20 protein-coding genes and 1 pseudogene are annotated in these 16,726 nt (G+C 35.2%); 7 read left to right on the forward strand and 14 right to left on the reverse strand.

Going from position 1 to position 16,726, the window contains the following annotated elements; translation table 11 throughout:
• Window positions 1-111: 111 nt before the first annotated feature.
• A complete protein-coding gene (locus F0527_RS13405) occupies window positions 112-792 on the reverse strand; it encodes a TetR/AcrR family transcriptional regulator (RefSeq protein WP_150285243.1) in 681 nt (226 codons plus the stop codon).
• Window positions 793-932: 140 nt separating this feature from the next.
• Here F0527_RS13405 and F0527_RS13410 point away from each other — a divergent pair, with 140 nt between their 5' ends.
• Window positions 933-2,285, forward strand: a complete 1,353-nt coding sequence (locus F0527_RS13410) for an MATE family efflux transporter (protein ID WP_150285244.1) — start codon at window positions 933-935, stop codon at window positions 2,283-2,285.
• Window positions 2,286-2,563: 278 nt separating this feature from the next.
• Here the strand turns inward: F0527_RS13410 and F0527_RS13415 are convergent, their stop codons facing one another.
• The 3 genes and pseudogenes from F0527_RS13415 to F0527_RS13420 form a co-directional block, all read right to left on the reverse strand.
• Window positions 2,564-2,845 carry a hypothetical protein gene (locus F0527_RS13415; RefSeq protein ID WP_150285245.1) on the reverse strand — a complete coding sequence of 94 codons (282 nt, stop codon included), beginning with the start codon at window positions 2,843-2,845 and terminating at the stop codon, window positions 2,564-2,566.
• A 15-nt stretch (window positions 2,846-2,860) separates the two neighbouring features.
• Window positions 2,861-2,998 carry a hypothetical protein gene (locus F0527_RS17135; RefSeq protein WP_190323499.1) on the reverse strand — a complete coding sequence of 46 codons (138 nt, stop codon included), beginning with the start codon at window positions 2,996-2,998 and terminating at the stop codon, window positions 2,861-2,863.
• A gap of 27 nt (window positions 2,999-3,025) precedes the next feature.
• Window positions 3,026-3,220, reverse strand: a pseudogene (locus tag F0527_RS13420) (tRNA-binding protein); the annotation flags it as partial.
• 287 nt (window positions 3,221-3,507) lie between these two features.
• Here F0527_RS13420 and F0527_RS13425 point away from each other — a divergent pair.
• Window positions 3,508-4,251, forward strand: a complete 744-nt coding sequence (locus tag F0527_RS13425) for an SDR family NAD(P)-dependent oxidoreductase (RefSeq protein WP_150285246.1) — start codon at window positions 3,508-3,510, stop codon at window positions 4,249-4,251.
• A gap of 57 nt (window positions 4,252-4,308) precedes the next feature.
• Window positions 4,309-4,887: a TetR/AcrR family transcriptional regulator gene (locus F0527_RS13430; protein ID WP_150285247.1), complete on the forward strand. Its 579-nt coding sequence runs from the start codon at window positions 4,309-4,311 to the stop codon at window positions 4,885-4,887.
• 76 nt (window positions 4,888-4,963) lie between these two features.
• On the opposite strand, the gene F0527_RS13435 is transcribed toward F0527_RS13430, so the two are convergent.
• Both F0527_RS13435 and F0527_RS13440 read right to left on the reverse strand, forming a co-directional pair.
• Window positions 4,964-5,344 (reverse strand): VOC family protein, encoded by a 381-nt coding sequence (locus F0527_RS13435; protein ID WP_150285248.1) that lies wholly within the window; start codon window positions 5,342-5,344, stop codon window positions 4,964-4,966.
• 234 nt (window positions 5,345-5,578) lie between these two features.
• Complete coding sequence (locus tag F0527_RS13440) at window positions 5,579-6,058, reverse strand: NUDIX domain-containing protein (RefSeq protein ID WP_150285249.1); 480 nt, start codon at window positions 6,056-6,058, stop codon at window positions 5,579-5,581.
• 390 nt (window positions 6,059-6,448) lie between these two features.
• Here F0527_RS13440 and F0527_RS13445 point away from each other — a divergent pair, with 390 nt between their 5' ends.
• The 4 genes from F0527_RS13445 to F0527_RS13465 all read left to right on the forward strand — a co-directional run bounded on the left by F0527_RS13445 (window position 6,449) and on the right by F0527_RS13465 (window position 10,315).
• Window positions 6,449-7,087, forward strand: a complete 639-nt coding sequence (locus F0527_RS13445) for a GntR family transcriptional regulator (RefSeq protein WP_150285250.1) — start codon at window positions 6,449-6,451, stop codon at window positions 7,085-7,087.
• An 18-nt stretch (window positions 7,088-7,105) separates the two neighbouring features.
• On the forward strand, window positions 7,106-8,155 hold the full coding sequence (locus F0527_RS13450) for a 2,3-butanediol dehydrogenase (RefSeq protein ID WP_150285251.1): 1,050 nt from the start codon (window positions 7,106-7,108) through the stop codon (window positions 8,153-8,155).
• A 484-nt stretch (window positions 8,156-8,639) separates the two neighbouring features.
• Window positions 8,640-9,188 (forward strand): hypothetical protein, encoded by a 549-nt coding sequence (locus F0527_RS13455; RefSeq protein WP_150285252.1) that lies wholly within the window; start codon window positions 8,640-8,642, stop codon window positions 9,186-9,188.
• 488 nt (window positions 9,189-9,676) lie between these two features.
• Window positions 9,677-10,315 (forward strand): hypothetical protein, encoded by a 639-nt coding sequence (locus tag F0527_RS13465; RefSeq protein WP_150285253.1) that lies wholly within the window; start codon window positions 9,677-9,679, stop codon window positions 10,313-10,315.
• A 24-nt stretch (window positions 10,316-10,339) separates the two neighbouring features.
• Here F0527_RS13465 and F0527_RS13470 read toward each other — a convergent pair whose 3' ends face one another.
• The 8 genes from F0527_RS13470 to rlmD form a co-directional block, all read right to left on the reverse strand.
• Window positions 10,340-10,840, reverse strand: coding sequence for a DUF6584 family protein (locus F0527_RS13470; protein ID WP_370454689.1), 501 nt, complete (start codon window positions 10,838-10,840; stop codon window positions 10,340-10,342).
• A gap of 213 nt (window positions 10,841-11,053) precedes the next feature.
• A complete protein-coding gene (locus F0527_RS13475) occupies window positions 11,054-11,542 on the reverse strand; it encodes a DinB family protein (RefSeq protein WP_150285255.1) in 489 nt (162 codons plus the stop codon).
• A gap of 578 nt (window positions 11,543-12,120) precedes the next feature.
• Entirely contained in the window at window positions 12,121-12,909 is a 789-nt protein-coding gene (locus F0527_RS13480) for a DUF4097 family beta strand repeat-containing protein (RefSeq protein WP_150285256.1), read from the reverse strand.
• The gene (locus F0527_RS13485; RefSeq protein WP_150285257.1) at window positions 12,902-13,456 is read right to left on the reverse strand and encodes a DUF1700 domain-containing protein; all 555 of its coding nucleotides are present in this window, start codon (window positions 13,454-13,456) and stop codon (window positions 12,902-12,904) included. Before F0527_RS13485 ends, F0527_RS13480 begins: the two co-directional genes overlap by 8 nt.
• On the reverse strand, window positions 13,453-13,773 hold the full coding sequence (locus F0527_RS13490) for a PadR family transcriptional regulator (RefSeq protein WP_066790021.1): 321 nt from the start codon (window positions 13,771-13,773) through the stop codon (window positions 13,453-13,455). Before F0527_RS13490 ends, F0527_RS13485 begins: the two co-directional genes overlap by 4 nt.
• Window positions 13,774-14,155: 382 nt before the next feature.
• The gene (locus F0527_RS13495; RefSeq protein WP_150285258.1) at window positions 14,156-14,509 is read right to left on the reverse strand and encodes a DUF4260 domain-containing protein; all 354 of its coding nucleotides are present in this window, start codon (window positions 14,507-14,509) and stop codon (window positions 14,156-14,158) included.
• Entirely contained in the window at window positions 14,496-14,936 is a 441-nt protein-coding gene (locus F0527_RS13500; RefSeq protein ID WP_150285259.1) for a MerR family transcriptional regulator, read from the reverse strand. Before F0527_RS13500 ends, F0527_RS13495 begins: the two co-directional genes overlap by 14 nt.
• Before the next feature lie 367 nt (window positions 14,937-15,303).
• Complete coding sequence (gene rlmD, locus F0527_RS13505) at window positions 15,304-16,665, reverse strand: 23S rRNA (uracil(1939)-C(5))-methyltransferase RlmD (RefSeq protein ID WP_150285260.1); 1,362 nt, start codon at window positions 16,663-16,665, stop codon at window positions 15,304-15,306.
• Between the last annotated feature and the right edge of the window lie 61 nt (window positions 16,666-16,726).

Below are 16,726 nucleotides of genomic sequence, written 5' to 3' on the forward strand. Positions count from 1 at the left end.
CTCCATCCCCCTTTAGCCATGTACATTTTCCTTAAGGATGAATGCAGTTCCTTCACACTCTGTAGGAACTGCATTATTAGTTTGGTTTGTCGCTTGAAAAGAGTAGTTTGATTACTTCACTTGCTCCTCTATCACCCGTTCTACACCGTATAGAATGAGCTTTAACCCAAAATCAAATGCCTCATCCGTCCCCATCAGCTCAAACAAACCATTCGTGAACATTCTTCGAAACAGTCCTGCATCGCTATCGCTCATTGAATTAAGAAGATTAATCATCTGCTCTCCCGGAAGCTCACTCTGTTCCTTCAGCATAACGGAGATATTGCGCTCATGTTGATAATCATCTAACACGAAGTAGAAAACAAAGTTCACAAGCGTAGTCACTACCTGCATTTTTTGCTCTTGTTTAAGCGGAGTAGATTCCACGCAAAGTAGCATACGGTTCGTAAATCGAATGATGTCTGGCTCGTGAGGCAGCGTCATCATCATGAGCTGAGTAGAACAAGGATATCGGCTCAGCACACTTCGCACAGTTACCGCAAGCTCTGTTAGCTGCTCCTTCCAATCCCCTTCTGAATGGAACTCATCTAAAATGATTTTGGATATCTGATTCGCTAAACGCTGGTAGAGATTCTGTTTGCTCTTGAAGTACCAGTATAGTGAGGGTGCCTGTATTCCTAAGCGATCGGCCAATCGTCTCATGCTGAATTTTTCAATGCCGTTTTCCCCAAGAAGCTCCCATGAAGTTTCTAAAATTTTATCTTCTGAAATTTGAGGCTGCTGTTTTTTCATCATCATCCACCCTTTTATCTAACAGTGTAAGTTTTTTCTTTACAGATTATTAAACCCATGATAACATCTAACACTGTAAGGCTCAACCTTACACCGTTAGATTAAGATATCAAAATACTTACAGAAAGCAGTGATCCACTATGGATAAAGATAATATCTATTATTTCGAAGAAGCACCAGTCGCAAAAGCTGTAGCTCATTTTGCGGTGCCGATGATGCTTGGCACTTCGATGAGTGTGATCTATTCCATCTTAAATGCCTACTTTCTAGGTACACTTCACGATACGGCCATGTTGACTGCACTCGCATTAACTTTGCCATTATTTGCATTCATTATGGCGCTAGGCAACTTAATTGGCATGGGTAGCGGCACATTCATCTCCCGCTTACTTGGAGAGAAAAAATATGACTCTGTAAAGCATGTATCATCTTTCGCTTTTTACAGCAGTTTAGTCCTCGGGCTTGTTGTAATCATGGCGGGTCTCCCGTTCATTAATTCTATTGTGCATGGCCTTGGGGCAACATCTGAATCATTCAAATTCACTAAGGACTATGTCATGATCATGATTCTTGGTTCACCCTTTGTCATTTTATTCTTCACGTTAGAAAATATCGTGCGCTCAGAGGGTGCAGCTATCACCTCGATGATCGGTATGATTCTCAGTGTTGTTGTAAATATCTTTCTCGATGCGTTCGTCATCTTCGTGTTGCATTGGGGTGTAATCGGCGTCGCGTCTGCTACTGTCATTTCGAATATAGTTGCAAGTGCATTTTACGCCTTCCATCTGAGTAATAAAAGCCAATTTTTAACTATCTCCGTAAAATGGTTTAAAGCGAACAAAGAGATTCTGAGTAACATATTAAAAATTGGGGTTCCCGTCTTTATAATGAGTATCTTTTTAGGTGCCATGTCACTCATCCTGAACCATTTTCTTGTTGAATATGGCGATCAGGCCGTAGCGGCTTATGGTATATCATCGCGCTTATTACAATTTCCAGAGTTTATTCTGATGGGATTATGTGAGGGTGTAGTACCGTTGATTGCCTTCTCTTTTACAGCGAATAAATTACGCATGAAGCAAACGATTGGTTTTACTATTAAAGCGATTATCGCGTTAGCCGTCATGTTCGGCATCATTGTCTATTTGATTTCCGATCACTTAATTGGCCTATTTACAAATGACCCGCAATTAATTGATATGGGCAGCTATATTTTGCATGTGACATTTTTATCCTTGTTCATTACAGGCATTACAACCTTGTTTACGGGGATTTTCCAAGCAACGGCTCAAGGAACAGCTGCTTTCATCATGTCAATAATTCAAGGAATCACACTGATTCCAGTTTTATTTATCGCTAATAAAACAAACGGCTTTCATGGCGTTGTCTGGTCACTAGTCATTGCAGAAGCCGTCGCATTCCTTGTTGGCGCCATTATGCTGTATGTTTTACGAAATAAGCTGCAACCAGAGATTGATAGCTTGGTACAATAAAATCATGCATATACTTGTAAAGGCAGAGTAAGAGTAACCTCCAACCCTGCCTTTTTTATAGTTTAAAACAGCTTCAACAATCCACCTTAACACTCTTTAAAAGATACTTTTTCTTTAATATTTATTGCATAAATGTACTACAAATACTAAAGAGTAGATTTTTTCCACGTCTACTCTTCAGCAAAAAATATAGGATAAGAATGTTATGCGCCCAAGAATGGCTTAACTTAGCAATAAAAGATATATGGTATATGTTACTGTGTTACCTATAGTATTAATTAATTCTCTTCTTTAAGCTTATCAATATATTCTTTTCCTTCTAACAGCGAAAGGCCTAAAGTTTCTCTCGCCTTTTTAATCGCTTTTATGTCTTCACCTTCTTTTATTAACTTGCGTAGCGTAGCATTCACTGGATTTTCAGGCAATCCCGATTGTTTAGTTAACTGTTTTAGAGTATATTGCAATCCTTTTATGCGACCTTCCAAACTATCTACTTTAGTCCATAAATTTAAAGCTATAAGAAATAAAATTATTATTAAAGCCAATTGAATATATTCCATGCACATTCCTCCAAACTATTGTTCATGATGCGGCTTCGGGAAGTCCTGTTGTGCTTGTAGAGGAGCGGTTTCCACTATAGTTACTGTACCACCAACATCACCGGCTATCGCCATGAATGTGTGTACAACTAAGCAAGCTCCATATGTGTACAAATTATAGGCAGTACTCTATTGGAACTTTTAAGCAACCGGCGTACCATTTTTAACAGGTTGATCTGGTTTTAAAAGAACAACGTCACCTTCTCCTGGCACACCGCCAATCACTAATACTTCAGATTTAAAACCGGCTATGCGCCTCGGAGGGAAGTTTACTACTGCAACTACTTGACTTCCAATAAGTTGTTCTGGCTCATATCTATGTGTTATCTGAGCTGAAAAATAATTTACAATATGTAAATAATATTAAATGAAATATATAAAGCACTTTCTTTAATCCATTGTTCCCAACCAAATTCATTAATTCTTAAAATAAATAGATTTATATTTTATTTAAAGATTGATTACTTGTTTTTATTTACCATTTACTTTTTATACTTGATACACTAAAATGTATCTCATAAATCAAAACTAATTTACACTATGTAAATTAGTTTTCGAAAGGAAAGTATAGAGCTTTAGCTTTATTACAATCCAAAAAAATATAAATAAAGAGGGTATGGACAATGAGATTACAAGGAAAAGTAGCGATTATCACAGGGGCAGCAAATGGTATGGGTGCAGCAGAAGCTCGTTTATTTGCGAAGGAAGGCGCAAAAGTAGTAGCGACAGACTTAAACGAAGAAAAATTAAATGAAGTAGTTGCAGATGTGAAAGCAGCTGGTGGAGAAATCACTGGTATAAAACAAAATGTAGCCTCTGAAGAAGAATGGAAAGCTGTTGTAGCTAAAACAGTTGAGCTATACGGAAAAGTAGACGTACTTGTTAATAATGCAGGCGTTGCGATGAGCAAAAACTTCGCAACTATGGAAATGGATGAGTGGAACTGGGTAATGGACATTAACTTAAACGGTTGTGTTTTAGGCATGAAATACACTATTCCTGAAATGCAAAAAGTTGGTGGCGGTTCTGTCATTAACATCTCTTCTATCGGCGGCATCGTAGGTATGGCAGGCTCAAGCCCATACACAGCAGCAAAAGGTGCATTACGTTCATTATCAAAATCCGCTGCAGTTGAATACGGTAAAGACAAAATCCGCGTAAACTCTGTACATCCTGGAATTATCGTTACACCAATGACTGCTCCATCAATGGAAGATGCAATGCCATATTATAAAATGCATACACAATTACCTTACTTCGGCGACCCTGAAGATGTGGCACATGGAGTAGTATTCTTAGCGAGTGAAGAATCACGCTTTATGACAGGTGCAGAGCTTGTGATTGATGGTGGCTGGACTGCTCTTTAATGTATAGGTGGTTAGTCCAAATTAAATCGTGATACAATTGTATTGGGTGATAAATAAATGAAACGTATAGATCCAAGACAATTGAAATCAAAAGAAAAATTGCATGAAGCGTATTTAACATTGCAATTAAAAGGACAAGGCCAGTTTACGATTCAGCAACTGTGTGATACAGCTGAAGTGACTAGGCCTACCTTTTATAAATTATACAAAGACATCCAAGAACTTCGCTTGGATATCCATGAAAGTGTTTTAGCTGAATTAAAAAAAGCATTAACAATTAAAAATCCGAGGCGTTTATCTGAGATTCCTAAGAAAGAAATTCCCGAAAACCTAATGCTGTTGTTTCAACATATTCAAGCGAAGCATATTGCATATGAGACATTCTTTGTTTATCAACCCGATGCGATCTTTATCAATGGCGTAAAAGAAATTATGAAACAATATATAACAGAAGGTATTTATTACGCGCTACAGGATAAAAAGCTGCGTGTAAAGATAGACTTAATTATCTCTTATGTAACCGGTGCTTATGTTGAAAGCATCGTCTTTTGGATCAAAGAAAATTATGAAACAAGCCCAGAAGAAATGGCGAACAGTTTAATTGAAATTTCTATATATGGTCCTTATATTGACTAACACTCTATAGAAGGTTAAACAAAGAGCTAGTACCAAAGAGTTATCCAACAGACTCTTCGTACTAGCTCTTTTATTTTTATCTTTTTTCCATTACAGCAAAGTAATTATTTTCACTATCTGCAAAGTTAAATACTCTACCTGAAGGCATATTTACAATTTCGCCGACTGTCACATGTTTGTTTGATAAATCGTTATATAATCCATCAAAGTTATTTGAAAAGAACATCAAAGAAGGTGTACCAAGGTGTAATTCAGGCGATATTGTCGCAATAAGCTCCTTATTATGGAGAATAATGCTTGTTTCAGCTTCCTTGTTTGGAGCAATCTCAATCCATCTCATACCTTGTCCATTATCTTCCTCTGCAATCACACTAAACCCTACTTTTTCTGTCCAAAACTCCTTCGCCTTGTCTTGGTCGTCTACATATAACATGATTTGGCCTACATTATTAATCATTAATAACACCCCTTTTGTTCGTTTGTTATGCGTTAAACTAGAAGTCTTTGAATTCTACCATTTCCTGAGTATCACTTCAATAAAGTTATGAATTTTCTGAAATATATTGATAATCTTATCATCCTTCAAAGGTATTGGCGAAATCACTCAAAATTTTTATCCAACAATAGATCCGTTTGTTCAGCCATAACACGAGTTGAGTAACTATTTAATTTCTCTTATCTCGCTCTGAATCTACTTATTTCTAACACGTAATAACTTAGAGGGAGTATTTTTCACAAAATGCTTTTCAATAAAAGTAAGAACTTCATCGTTTCCTGGTAAGGTGACCTGTTCAATTGCTTCATTAAAACTTAGCCATTTATACTCACTATGTTCATAGTTTAAGTTTACTTTCTGGTCGTCATTCACATACCCTACAAACACCGGTGCCATATAAATATAGTTTTCATAAGGTGAGTAAAATTGATCCAATTTATTTGAAGTATATAATAAAACCTCTGTGATCCCAGTCTCCTCTTCAATTTCCCTAAAAGCAGATTGCCAAGCACTCTCGCCTTCTTCAATACTCCCGCCAATATAACACCATGCATCTTTCAAAATAGAAGTCGCTCGTTTTAGCAAAAGCACTTTATATTCCTCACCAAACATCTTCAATAAAACCACTGCAATCCCCTTACAGCGTACAGGTATTTCGAAATTTTCTTTACTCATTCCAACACCCCTTGTTGAATTTTATTGGTCTCCTTCACACAACCTCAAACTGCTTATTTTTTCATTAGATATATCAAGTCTATAACCAAATCCGATTAAGGTGAACTTCTTTAGCTTATAAAACACATCAAGATAGATTTAAAATACTGTAAATGAGAATTTATAATGAATTCATATCATTATTTACAGTCCCTCATTAATTGATGAAACTAACAAAAAAATAGTCTCAAAACATTTTTATTGTAACAAATGAATTTTTATATTAAAGTATTACACATAGATTATCGATAATCTATAATTTATAATCCATAATCAATAACACTCTTAGTTAGCTACTCTATACATTAAACTATGTTAAAATAAAAGGATTAAATTTATTGGAGTGGTTTGATGGGGTTCAATGAAAATCCAATTTCAAAAAAAACAATTTCAGAACAAATAGCTGAACAATTATTATTCCGCATATTTTCAGGCTATTATGAGCAAGGTCAGCGATTGATAGAAGCAGAAATAGCAAAAGAGCTGCAAGTAAGTCATGCGCCTGTCCGAGAGGCTCTTTATCTTTTGCAAAAAGATGGTGTGGTTGAGAAAGTACAACATAAAGGTGTAAGAGTTAAGACTATTTCAGATCAGGAATTGAAGGATTATTTGGAAGCCCTTTATTCCCTTTTGAATTTTGCTCTTACCAGTTGTGAACCGAAATGGAATTCCGATTTGCAAAATGAATTAATGCTTCGTTTTGAATCGATGAAGCAAAAAAAGTCAGCTGAGAATATTTATGAATATGTTGTTTCATTTGCTCACTTGTTAGAAGTGTTTTTTGAGGTTTCAGGAAATATTGCGATGCTGCGGTTCTTTAAAGAAACTATATTTGTTACAAATGTAGCAGCTCAAACAAAATGGAAAATGAATTTACTTGAATCCTATCATGAATCCATTTATACCTTTATTAAGTGTATAGAATTGTCGGATTTCGAAAAGGCCCGAATGGCTATTAAAGATGTTATATTATGGCACCATTTTAATTAATTTATGGGGGTAATATATATGAAAGCGGCAGTTTGGCACGGTGTAAAAGATATTAGAGTTGAAGAGGTTGAATTAAGAACTTTAAGAGAAGATGAAGTGAAAGTAAAAGTAGCATGGGCAGGCATTTGTGGAAGTGACTTACATGAGTATCAAGAAGGACCTGTCTTCATTCCTGTTGATGCGAAAGCTGACTTAACAGGTGAAATGGCCCCAATCACAATGGGTCATGAATTTGCTGGTATTATTGAAGAAGTCGGCTCTAAAGTGACTGACTTTAAATCTGGAGACCGTGTAGTAATTAACCCTACATTAACATATAGAAAAAAACATGAAGATGTCGATCGTTATGATGGGTTTAACTTCATTGGATTGCATGGAGACGGTGGATTTGCGGAATATGCCAATGTTCCTGTCACATCGTTACATCGTTTACCAGAAAACCTAACATTACAAGATGGCGCATTAGTAGAACCAATGGCTGTTGCTGTACAAGCTGTGAAAGATGCAAGCGTTACTTTAGGAGATTCAGTTGCAGTGTTCGGTGCTGGACCAATTGGGTTATTTACAGTAATTGCTGCTAAAGCTTCAGGTGCAAGCAAAATTATCGTATTGGATTTATCTGATAGCCGATTAGAAAAAGCAAAAGAATTAGGTGCAACACATGTTATTAACTCAGGCAAAGAAGACCCTGTAGAAGCAGTTCGTACAATTGCTGCTGACGGGGTGGATGTATCCTTTGAAGTGGCGGGCGTTGCTCCTACTTTTAAACAAGCAATTGATGTAACTAAACCACGTGGTAACATGATGATAGTCTCAATTTTTGCAAGACCAATCGAATGGAATCCAATTCAACTTACAAACACAGGTGTAAATATCTTATCTTCCATTGTCTACACACCATCAATTTTCCAAAGAACAATTGATGCAATGAGTACTGGTCAACTAAATCCACAAGGTATCATCACAAGTCAAATTAAACTAGATGAAATTGTTGATAATGGATTCGTAACGTTAACGAACGACAAAACTCAATCAAAAATCCTAGTTGCGATGAGTGGCGAAAAATAATATATTGAGAGATTAATATATATCTAAGCTAAAAAAGAGCACAGCTGAAATAGCTATGCTCTTTTTATATTTCCTGTGCAAATATTCACATTCTAATGATGATATGATATTTACCATAGAAGTGGGGATTCTTTAATTTACTTTTTTCTTATATTAATATTCCATGTTTCTATTTAATCACAATGCTACCATCTTCCGTTACAGTTAAAAGTATAATAGTACCATCGCAAATAATATGGGTTTTCTTATCATACCTTGGTAGCTCAATTTTAATATCACCAGAACGGTAACTGGCTTAGGCAAGCAATTGTGAAAAGTTTAATAGAGGCACATGAAGGAATGATTGAGGTAGACAGTAGACTAAAAGAAGGAACCCTCCCCTCTTTTAACTAGTTGCCAATAAAAAATATATAACTATAGAAATACTATATAATAAAACATATAAACAGATTGAATAATTTAAATATAAGAAGGTGACATTCAAATGCTTTTATCTGCAACAATTACTAAACAGCCCATTTCAGGAAAATATCCAGAACAAATTTTTGTTGCCCCTTTCTCGACTGCAGAGTGGACTTGGGTGAAATTCGAAGATGAGAATTACAATGAGTTTTATGGTCAATTTCAAGGCAAACCTAACACTGTCGCCCTTTCTCCTAAAAACAAATTTTGTTATGTTCTTACAGATACATTTTTATATGAGATTAATTGTGAAACCCTATCAAATTATCAAGTACTTGACTTCTGCGAAAGGGGTCTTTCAATTACCAATGTAACCTTTTCTCCAGATGGAAAGCCGCTATTTTCAGACTACTATACAATTTTTACAATCACTAAATCAATAGATGAATTAGTTCAACGAGAGAATTCTAAACTTATAGAGAACTCTATACCTGTAGGTTATATTCAATTTAATAATTGGGAAGGTCATTTACTTCACATAAACGCTGAAACATTTCTTGAAGGACAACCTATAAAATTGATTTTAGATGCTACCACTACGCGTATCTTTGAAAATAAGGAAAACCTTTAAAACGTATTCTCTTAACATTTTAAAGATTTTTTCGTTAACCGCACTTACTTTTATAACGGTTTATCAATGTGAGTAAATGCGGTTTTAAATTATTTTTTTAGCGTAATTGTGCTACCTCTTCTAACAAATGAATAAATTTTTTCTTCCCTTTTTCACTATTTTGTAGACGTGAAACGAAAATATGACTTTGAAGATACTTTCTTACTTTTAAATTTACATAAAAACTTTTGTGATGACGTTCATCTATATATAACTCATTAAACCATGCTAATTCTCTGAGCTTTTCTATGTTTCTATCGATTTTCCTTGTATTTAAGCTGCTATTAGACGAACTAACTAAATCCATTGAAGTGAATAAACTTATAATTATTCCAAACAAATTAATGATTGCTAACTAAACCTATCCAATGAAGAATTTCTTCATACTATTCGATCTTCAATCTTTTTTTCTCATTGTATTATAAAACCAACTAAAAAAGGAGTCTTATATGAGTAACTTATATTGGTACACTTCTAGCTGCAAACAGCATGTCCATTTTTCGAGAATCGTTATTTCATCAAAAGGCTTTTTCTTAGCGGAAGAAAAAGTATCGCTGCCGAACTTTAAACAGTTTATATTCAAAAGAAATTCAGAGTTTATTCAGGTTATCTTATATGAGAGTGAAGTACATCAAGAAATATATTTATTCGTACAGGAATGTGCTTTAAAGAATCGGTTTATAGATAAACTACAGTCAAAGGGCTTTTCTTCGTTTCACCAAGACATGTTTATTACGGACGATGAACCTTTGAAAATGATTGCGCAAATAGAAGCATCAATAAAATATTTTGAAGAAGAAGAAACTTTACATATTTATGGTCAACAAATGTGGCATGATAACGCATATATCGTTGGTAATCGAGCTGCTCTTCAAAGACTACAAGATCAAATTACTCAAGCGCTTCAATACGGAGAGAAAAAAGATGTGTTTTTCCCAAATGATGGTGAAGGCTATGACTTATATGTAGCATGCGTTAATGATCAATTCAATTTGGAGAACCTAGAAGCTCCTTACCATGACACCGAAATCTTTGAAAAGCGTAAACATCCCATTAAAGCGTTTAACAAATATAAGATAGATGGGTAACACAAAAAAATACAAAAAATCATATTAAAATATCCAATTAAAAACTGTATAGACTCCAACTAATGTTAAAGTAATTATTAAAATCATTATGGATAGGCAACCAAAAATCACCGGTTTATGGTTATCTTCTTTTGGTTCATCTGATTCTTCTATTATTTTTTCTTTTACTTTATGTTGTATTGATAATAGTTCTGGGTCTAATTCCAGTCCTCTTAAAATTTCAATGTCACCTTTATACTTCAAGGCTCTGGCTATTTTATTAATGTCCTTCCCCATGGAGTTTTCGAATACAATACACGCTTCTATCATTCTTGGAGTCTTATTCTTTTCTAAATACCAGTATCGACCAGCCATTGCAGGGTACTTTAATTTAAAATAAATGTCTCCTAACATTTTACGGAGATCTAATTCATTAGGGAAAGTTGATATTAAACCATGTAATCTATCCCTTGCTTTCCCCAAATCATCATTTTCAATATCCTCTTCTATTTGTTTTAAAGTCTTAGCTATTTTCTTTTCTATTATGAACGCCCTCTTTTATGGAAATTACTCTTTTTCTAATTAGTTCATGATGGTATTTTTATATATTATACTATTGCATTATTTTAAGTTTAATCTGCAAAAACTAAAATCAATTAAATAAATCCTAAAAAGGGTCAGCTGCCAATAAGCTGTCGTTTCATAGTGTTTCTAGAAAAGCGCCCTGTATTGGAATAACTGTAAAGCTATTAAAGCTTTTTAAAAGCTGCGTTTCCCTGCCCAGGCTCCTTGCATTTTACTGAGGAATACAATTTGCCCAATATGATATGCGTTGTGCATTGCTAAACTCTTCAGTTCAAGCATTAATGGATTGTCATCAGGAATCGGTCTATACAAGTCTTGTAGTTCTGATTTTGCTAGTATTTTTTCAAGTTCGCGATGAATAGAAAAGTATTCTTGTTTTGTTTTCTTCCAATTTTGAAAGGTCTCAGATGGTAATCGATAAGTAGCATCATTATTTTCTGCCTTTGGTTCATTTGCTGTTTCACCAAGAAAACGTAACAGAATTCTCTTTTCATAGAAAAGTAAATGACAAACTAATTCCCAAATGGAATGTGCCCCTTCAACGGGTTTCCAAATTGCCTGTTCCAAAGTAATATTCTCTAGTACTTTTTCAAGTGTTGGAAACCATTCTTCTTTATCTAAGCAGCTTGCCCATTGTTGTAACAAAAGTGTCCTTACATCCATTTTCTATTACCTCCAATTAATCCCTTTATATTGATAATCCCTTTTACCCTACCTTCATTTTCTGCCTCTTGTTTGGCATAACTTATATTTCGAGATAAACCATTAGATTACCTCCCTTACAATTCCGCCCTCAGGTCCGATTGTGGATAACTCTTAATATGATTATTAAATTAAGCTACACCATTAGTTCAATAAAAACGAATGAATTAATACTTAGAGTTTATAGCAACATTGAGTGTTAATAGTTCTAAACTTACTTAATTTCATTACTATGCAGGTTGCAACGGCAATTCAGTTAATTACAATTTTAATCGCAGCAGTAATGTTAAAGAATTATCAATCTATATGTAAATAAGCCATAGATTTTGTAAATATTAATTTCTCATGTTAAATACCATTATGTATAAAGAATAACTACACTGGAAAAATTATTTCCAGTGTAGTTATTAATAATAATTATTAAACTAATTCTAACCAAGCGACCGCTTCACAATGCGTGGAGTGTATGTGGCAACACATTGGTACTGGTGGGTTTATAAAGAATAATCCATTTTTATAATCGTAATTAAGATTTTATTTTATTTTACCACTTCGATTTTGCCATTATTAGATTTTAAATCAACAAGATTATCGCCCTTTCCAATGACTGTATTCCCCTTATATTTATCGAGAATATTGATACTCCCATTGTCGGAGGATACTTTAAAAGTGGTATTAGTCGGTTCCTTCTCCGTTTTAATTGAAATTTTTCCATTGTCGCTTTCTAATTGTATATTCCTATCTAAATCCTTTGTAGCGAGCACTATTTTACCATTATTTGCTGAGCCCTTAATATTTCCTTCCACTTCATTAAGATTTAACTTGCCATTTGCACTTCTTACGTCAACGTTTTCTGATTCAATTTTATTTAATTCGATGCGGCCATTATCTGTTTGCACATTCAGATTCTTTACATTCAGCTCCGACATTTTTACTTTTCCATTATCATTATCGATCATAATGGAGTGATACAACTTTTGTGGGACATATACGTATAAATGAGATGATTGTATGTTAAATCCAATATAGAAGGTCCTTTTATCTTTTAACCTAATAATCAATTTCTTTCCTTCTACTTTGGCGGTAAAATCCAACTTAGAAACGTCCACACCTTTTGTTACAAGCTGTACTTTAGTCTCCGTATCCGAAGTGGGGAGAACTTCTACACTTGCATTATCAGCGGAAATTTGGATTTCCTCTAACAAATCAGAACTTACCTTTTTCTCTGACGTAATTTCTTCCTGAGAATATTGTGACAATGTAAAATAACTGCCTACACCACCAATTAATAATAAAAGCAGGGCAAGAATTGATAACTTTTTATTCATACTTTATCCCTCTTTTCACAAAAGTAATGTTATATTTCAAGTAACGAATAAATCCATTAGTTATAGCTTTAGTCGCAACAAACATCCCCATCGCTATGAATATTCCAGTCCCACAAAGACAAAGCGATAAGAACATATCAGCTATTCTAAATTGACCAATAAATAGATTAATTATGATACCGAGTGGTGAAAGAATGAATGCTGCAGAAACTAACCACCCTGAAATTACAAGGCATACCAAAGTTAAAAAAGGTGCGAAGACAATAAGGAAATTGAAGAATCCCAACCCAATCACAGCCCAAACTGCGCTTGTAATATTTCTTGCAGAAGTCTTTTGTTCGACCATATCAAGATGATAGGAAGCCAGCAGCTCCTTCGCAATTTTTTTTGGTTGGCCAAGGGATGTTGCGATTTCTTGCTCCGATTTCCCCTTTTCGATTCCTATGGAGAAGTACTCCTCATAATCTTGCAGTATATCCTGTCTTTCTTCTAAAGAAAGCTTTTTTAGAGAACTTTCCAACTGCTTTAAAAAATGCTCTTTGTTCATTTGCGTACCCCTTCCTCAATTAATTGATTTACGCCATTAGAAAACTCTTTCCAATCTGTCAGCAATTCGTAAAGATATTCCCGCCCTTTATCGGTTAGTTTATAATACTTACGTGGTGGCCCTTCTGATGACTCTTGTAAATATGTCGTAAAGTATTCCTCCTTCGTCAATCTTCGTAACAGCGGATAAACGGACCCTTCCGATATTTCAATCTGATCAGAAATTTCTTGAACAAGCTCGTAGCCATACCGGTCTTTCTTATCAAGCAACACAAGCACGCATAGTTCCAAGATGCCTTTCTTAAATTGTACATTCAATAAACCGCAGCTCCTTTATGGTATATGTAAGTACTACTACACATTAAACAGTACTGAACAAAAAATAATAACTCCTGTAATGTAATTTACTACACACTACTGTATATTGCAAGGTACTAAAATAAAAAAACACTTAAAACTGTAAATAAATTTCAGACTGATTGAAAGCAAAATTCATCTTCTTGTTATTTGCGTTTTACAATTGTGGCTCAGTCAAAGCGGCCTGAACATCCTAGAAAAGCCAATGGCAGAAGTAGCTGACAAGTATCGAGATCTAACAGGCATGCCCCAGTACTGAAATCGAATTAGATATAATAAAACCACCTTTCTAATTGGAAAGGTAGTTTATTATTAATGTTTGATAACACAAACTAAAATGCCATCAATCAATTTTCTGTAAATGTGTGTTTTTAAAAGCATCATTATACTTTAGTCCATAGCCAATTGATCGGTCCATAGAAATATGAGCAATCCATATAATTACAATCATCAGCAAACTAGTGGAATCTGTGATAAAAGCTATTATGAATAGACTGAATGGAATAATTAAACTATGCCCTAGGTTATAAAACATAGACCCTATTTTTGTATTAATGAGATAACCTAACATAGTTATATCAGGAACTAATAGAAATAAAATAAATAGCAGTATTGAATATTCTAAGTGTATGTAAAGTAAAAAACAGATAATAAAGCCGATTGCATACTCGAAATATATATATTTACGAAGGGACATATTCTTTAATTGCTCCTTCCAATTTTTGATACATTTCTTCTACTAAAATTTCCAACTTCTCTTTATTTTCGATATATTTCCTTTCTTCCATTAAACCAGCTACTGTTTGTAATGCTTGAACAGCTGTCTTGAAAAATTCAATTTGGCTTTCTAGATAAGAAATTTTGCTTTGAAATAATGTTACCGATTTTCCATTACATTCATTAGAAGGTTCACTATTGTCTAATAGCAATAACATTTTTATTTCCTGTAATGAAAAATTTAATTGTTTGAGTACAAGTATAAATTTAATATTTTTTTCACATGTTTCATCATAAAATCGATAGCCATTGTTTAGTCGAGTAGGTAAAATCATACCTTCCTTCTCATAATAACGCGCAGTATCTGTCGTTAACTCATACTTTGAAGCAAACTCTTTAATGTACACTACTACATCCCTCCTAAAAACATCCTATCATTGGAGTGCACTCCAAGGTCAAGCTCATTAAACTAACCGCCTTTATTGTTAAAGAGTAGCGTCACAATGTCGGTAGCAATATAAAATAATACACGTCTCACTTCACAACAATCTAGCCCTTTAATGAAAATAATTGCTGTTCCTTGTTACAGAAAAGCGCCATTTTGCGGAAGATCATAGAGAATACAGTTTTACTATTTTATCTTGGGATAATTTATTCTTATGGCTCATATCAACAATAAGGCAACTGCCTTTTTTCCCGTGTAAATACCATTATCTTCATGAAAATAACTACACTGGAAAAATTTTATTTCAGTGTAGTTATTTATAATACTTATTAAACTAATTCTAACCAAGCAACCGCTTCACAATGCCCCGTATGCGGGAACATGTCCACTGGCTGCACTTCTTTTGTTTTATAGCCGCCATCTTCTAGAATTCGTAAATCCCTTGCCAATGTAGAGGGATTGCATGAGACATAGACCACGCGTTTTGGACATTGCTCTAAAATGGTTTTAAGCAATGCTTCATCGCAGCCTTTTCTTGGTGGGTCTACCATTAGAACGTCGGCCGTTTTGCCTTCTTTGTACCAGCGAGGAATGACTTCTTCGGCTGGGCCAGCTTCAAAGTAAGTGTTGTCCAAGCCGTTTAGTTTGGCATTTCGTTTGGCGTCTTCAATCGCTTGCGGTACAATTTCAACCCCCATCACGAACTTAGCTTTTTTAGCCATAAATAAGGAGATCGTTCCAATACCACAGTATGCGTCGATGACTGTTTCTTCGCCTGTTAGATTTGCATAATCTAACGCTTGCTTGTACAGTACTTCAGTTTGGATTGGGTTCACTTGGTAGAAGGAACGTGCTGAGATTTCAAAGCGTACGTCGCCGATATGGTCCTCAATCGTGTCTTGACCCCATAGGTTGATGGTTTCGTTGCCAAAGATGACATTAGTGTTTTCCGCATTGATGTTTTGCATAATCGATTTGACATTCGGAATAAGCTTACGGATAAGTGCCACTGCTTCTTCTGCCTGCGGGAATTTACGTTTCTTTGTGACAAGGACAACCATGACTTCCTCTGTCGCGCGCGCTTTTCGAACTACCACGTGTCGCAGCATGCCTTGTTTCGTTTCTTCGTTATAAGGTTTGATGCCGAGCTTCCAAAGCTGCGGTTTTAACCCTTCTAAAATGGCGTCCGCTTCCGGTGTTTGAATCAAGCAGCGTTCTGTGTCGACGATGGCGTGGGATTTAGTTTTATAAAATCCAGCGATCGGTGCTTCCCCATTTACGCCAAATGGAATCTGCGCTTTGTTACGGTAATTCCATGGGTTTTCCATGCCTTTTACTGGAAGGACAGGCACATCAATTTTGCCGATACGTTCCATCACATCGCGCACCATTTTTTCCTTCCATTTCAGTTGCCCCGCATAGGATAGGTGTTGTAGCTGGCATCCGCCACATTGATCATACACTGGGCATGTTGCATCGACCCGGTCAGGTGAAGGAATTTCTATATTTATAATTTTGGCAAAGCCATAGTTTTTCAATGTTTTTAGTACATGGATTTCTACTCGCTCATCGGGCAACGCGCCTTGAACAAAGAGCGGATAACCGTTTATCTTTGCGACGCCTGCTCCATCATGTGTTAAATCCTCTATATCAACCGTTAAACGATCATTTTTTTTAACTGGTGCTGTCATTCTGCATCCTCCGTTTCAGTTCCTCTATTGTATCACGTGAGCGGAAAAGAAAAAATCCAAG

The sequence above is a fragment of the Rummeliibacillus sp. TYF-LIM-RU47 genome (assembly GCF_008638315.1).
In the GTDB taxonomy this organism is placed as follows: Bacteria; Bacillota; Bacilli; order Bacillales_A; family Planococcaceae; genus Rummeliibacillus; species Rummeliibacillus stabekisii.

Excerpts from the sequence above, each read along its gene's own strand:
- F0527_RS13435 (WP_150285248.1), bottom strand. The coding sequence starts at position 5,344 with ATGATTAATAATGTAGGCCAAATCATGTTATATGTAGACGACCAAGAC.
- F0527_RS13480 (WP_150285256.1), bottom strand. The coding sequence starts at position 12,909 with ATGAATAAAAAGTTATCAATTCTTGCCCTGCTTTTATTATTAATTGGT.
- F0527_RS13455 (WP_150285252.1), top strand. The coding sequence starts at position 8,640 with ATGCTTTTATCTGCAACAATTACTAAACAGCCCATTTCAGGAAAATAT.
- F0527_RS13485 (WP_150285257.1), bottom strand. The coding sequence starts at position 13,456 with ATGAACAAAGAGCATTTTTTAAAGCAGTTGGAAAGTTCTCTAAAAAAG.
- F0527_RS13440 (WP_150285249.1), bottom strand. The coding sequence starts at position 6,058 with ATGAGTAAAGAAAATTTCGAAATACCTGTACGCTGTAAGGGGATTGCA.
- F0527_RS13445 (WP_150285250.1), top strand. The coding sequence starts at position 6,449 with ATGGGGTTCAATGAAAATCCAATTTCAAAAAAAACAATTTCAGAACAA.
- F0527_RS13405 (WP_150285243.1), bottom strand. The coding sequence starts at position 792 with ATGAAAAAACAGCAGCCTCAAATTTCAGAAGATAAAATTTTAGAAACT.
- F0527_RS13475 (WP_150285255.1), bottom strand. The coding sequence starts at position 11,542 with ATGGATGTAAGGACACTTTTGTTACAACAATGGGCAAGCTGCTTAGAT.
- F0527_RS13425 (WP_150285246.1), top strand. The coding sequence starts at position 3,508 with ATGAGATTACAAGGAAAAGTAGCGATTATCACAGGGGCAGCAAATGGT.
- F0527_RS13415 (WP_150285245.1), bottom strand. The coding sequence starts at position 2,845 with ATGGAATATATTCAATTGGCTTTAATAATAATTTTATTTCTTATAGCT.
- F0527_RS13495 (WP_150285258.1), bottom strand. The coding sequence starts at position 14,509 with ATGTCCCTTCGTAAATATATATATTTCGAGTATGCAATCGGCTTTATT.
- rlmD (WP_150285260.1), bottom strand. The coding sequence starts at position 16,665 with ATGACAGCACCAGTTAAAAAAAATGATCGTTTAACGGTTGATATAGAG.
- F0527_RS13410 (WP_150285244.1), top strand. The coding sequence starts at position 933 with ATGGATAAAGATAATATCTATTATTTCGAAGAAGCACCAGTCGCAAAA.
- F0527_RS13450 (WP_150285251.1), top strand. The coding sequence starts at position 7,106 with ATGAAAGCGGCAGTTTGGCACGGTGTAAAAGATATTAGAGTTGAAGAG.
- F0527_RS13430 (WP_150285247.1), top strand. The coding sequence starts at position 4,309 with ATGAAACGTATAGATCCAAGACAATTGAAATCAAAAGAAAAATTGCAT.
- F0527_RS13465 (WP_150285253.1), top strand. The coding sequence starts at position 9,677 with ATGAGTAACTTATATTGGTACACTTCTAGCTGCAAACAGCATGTCCAT.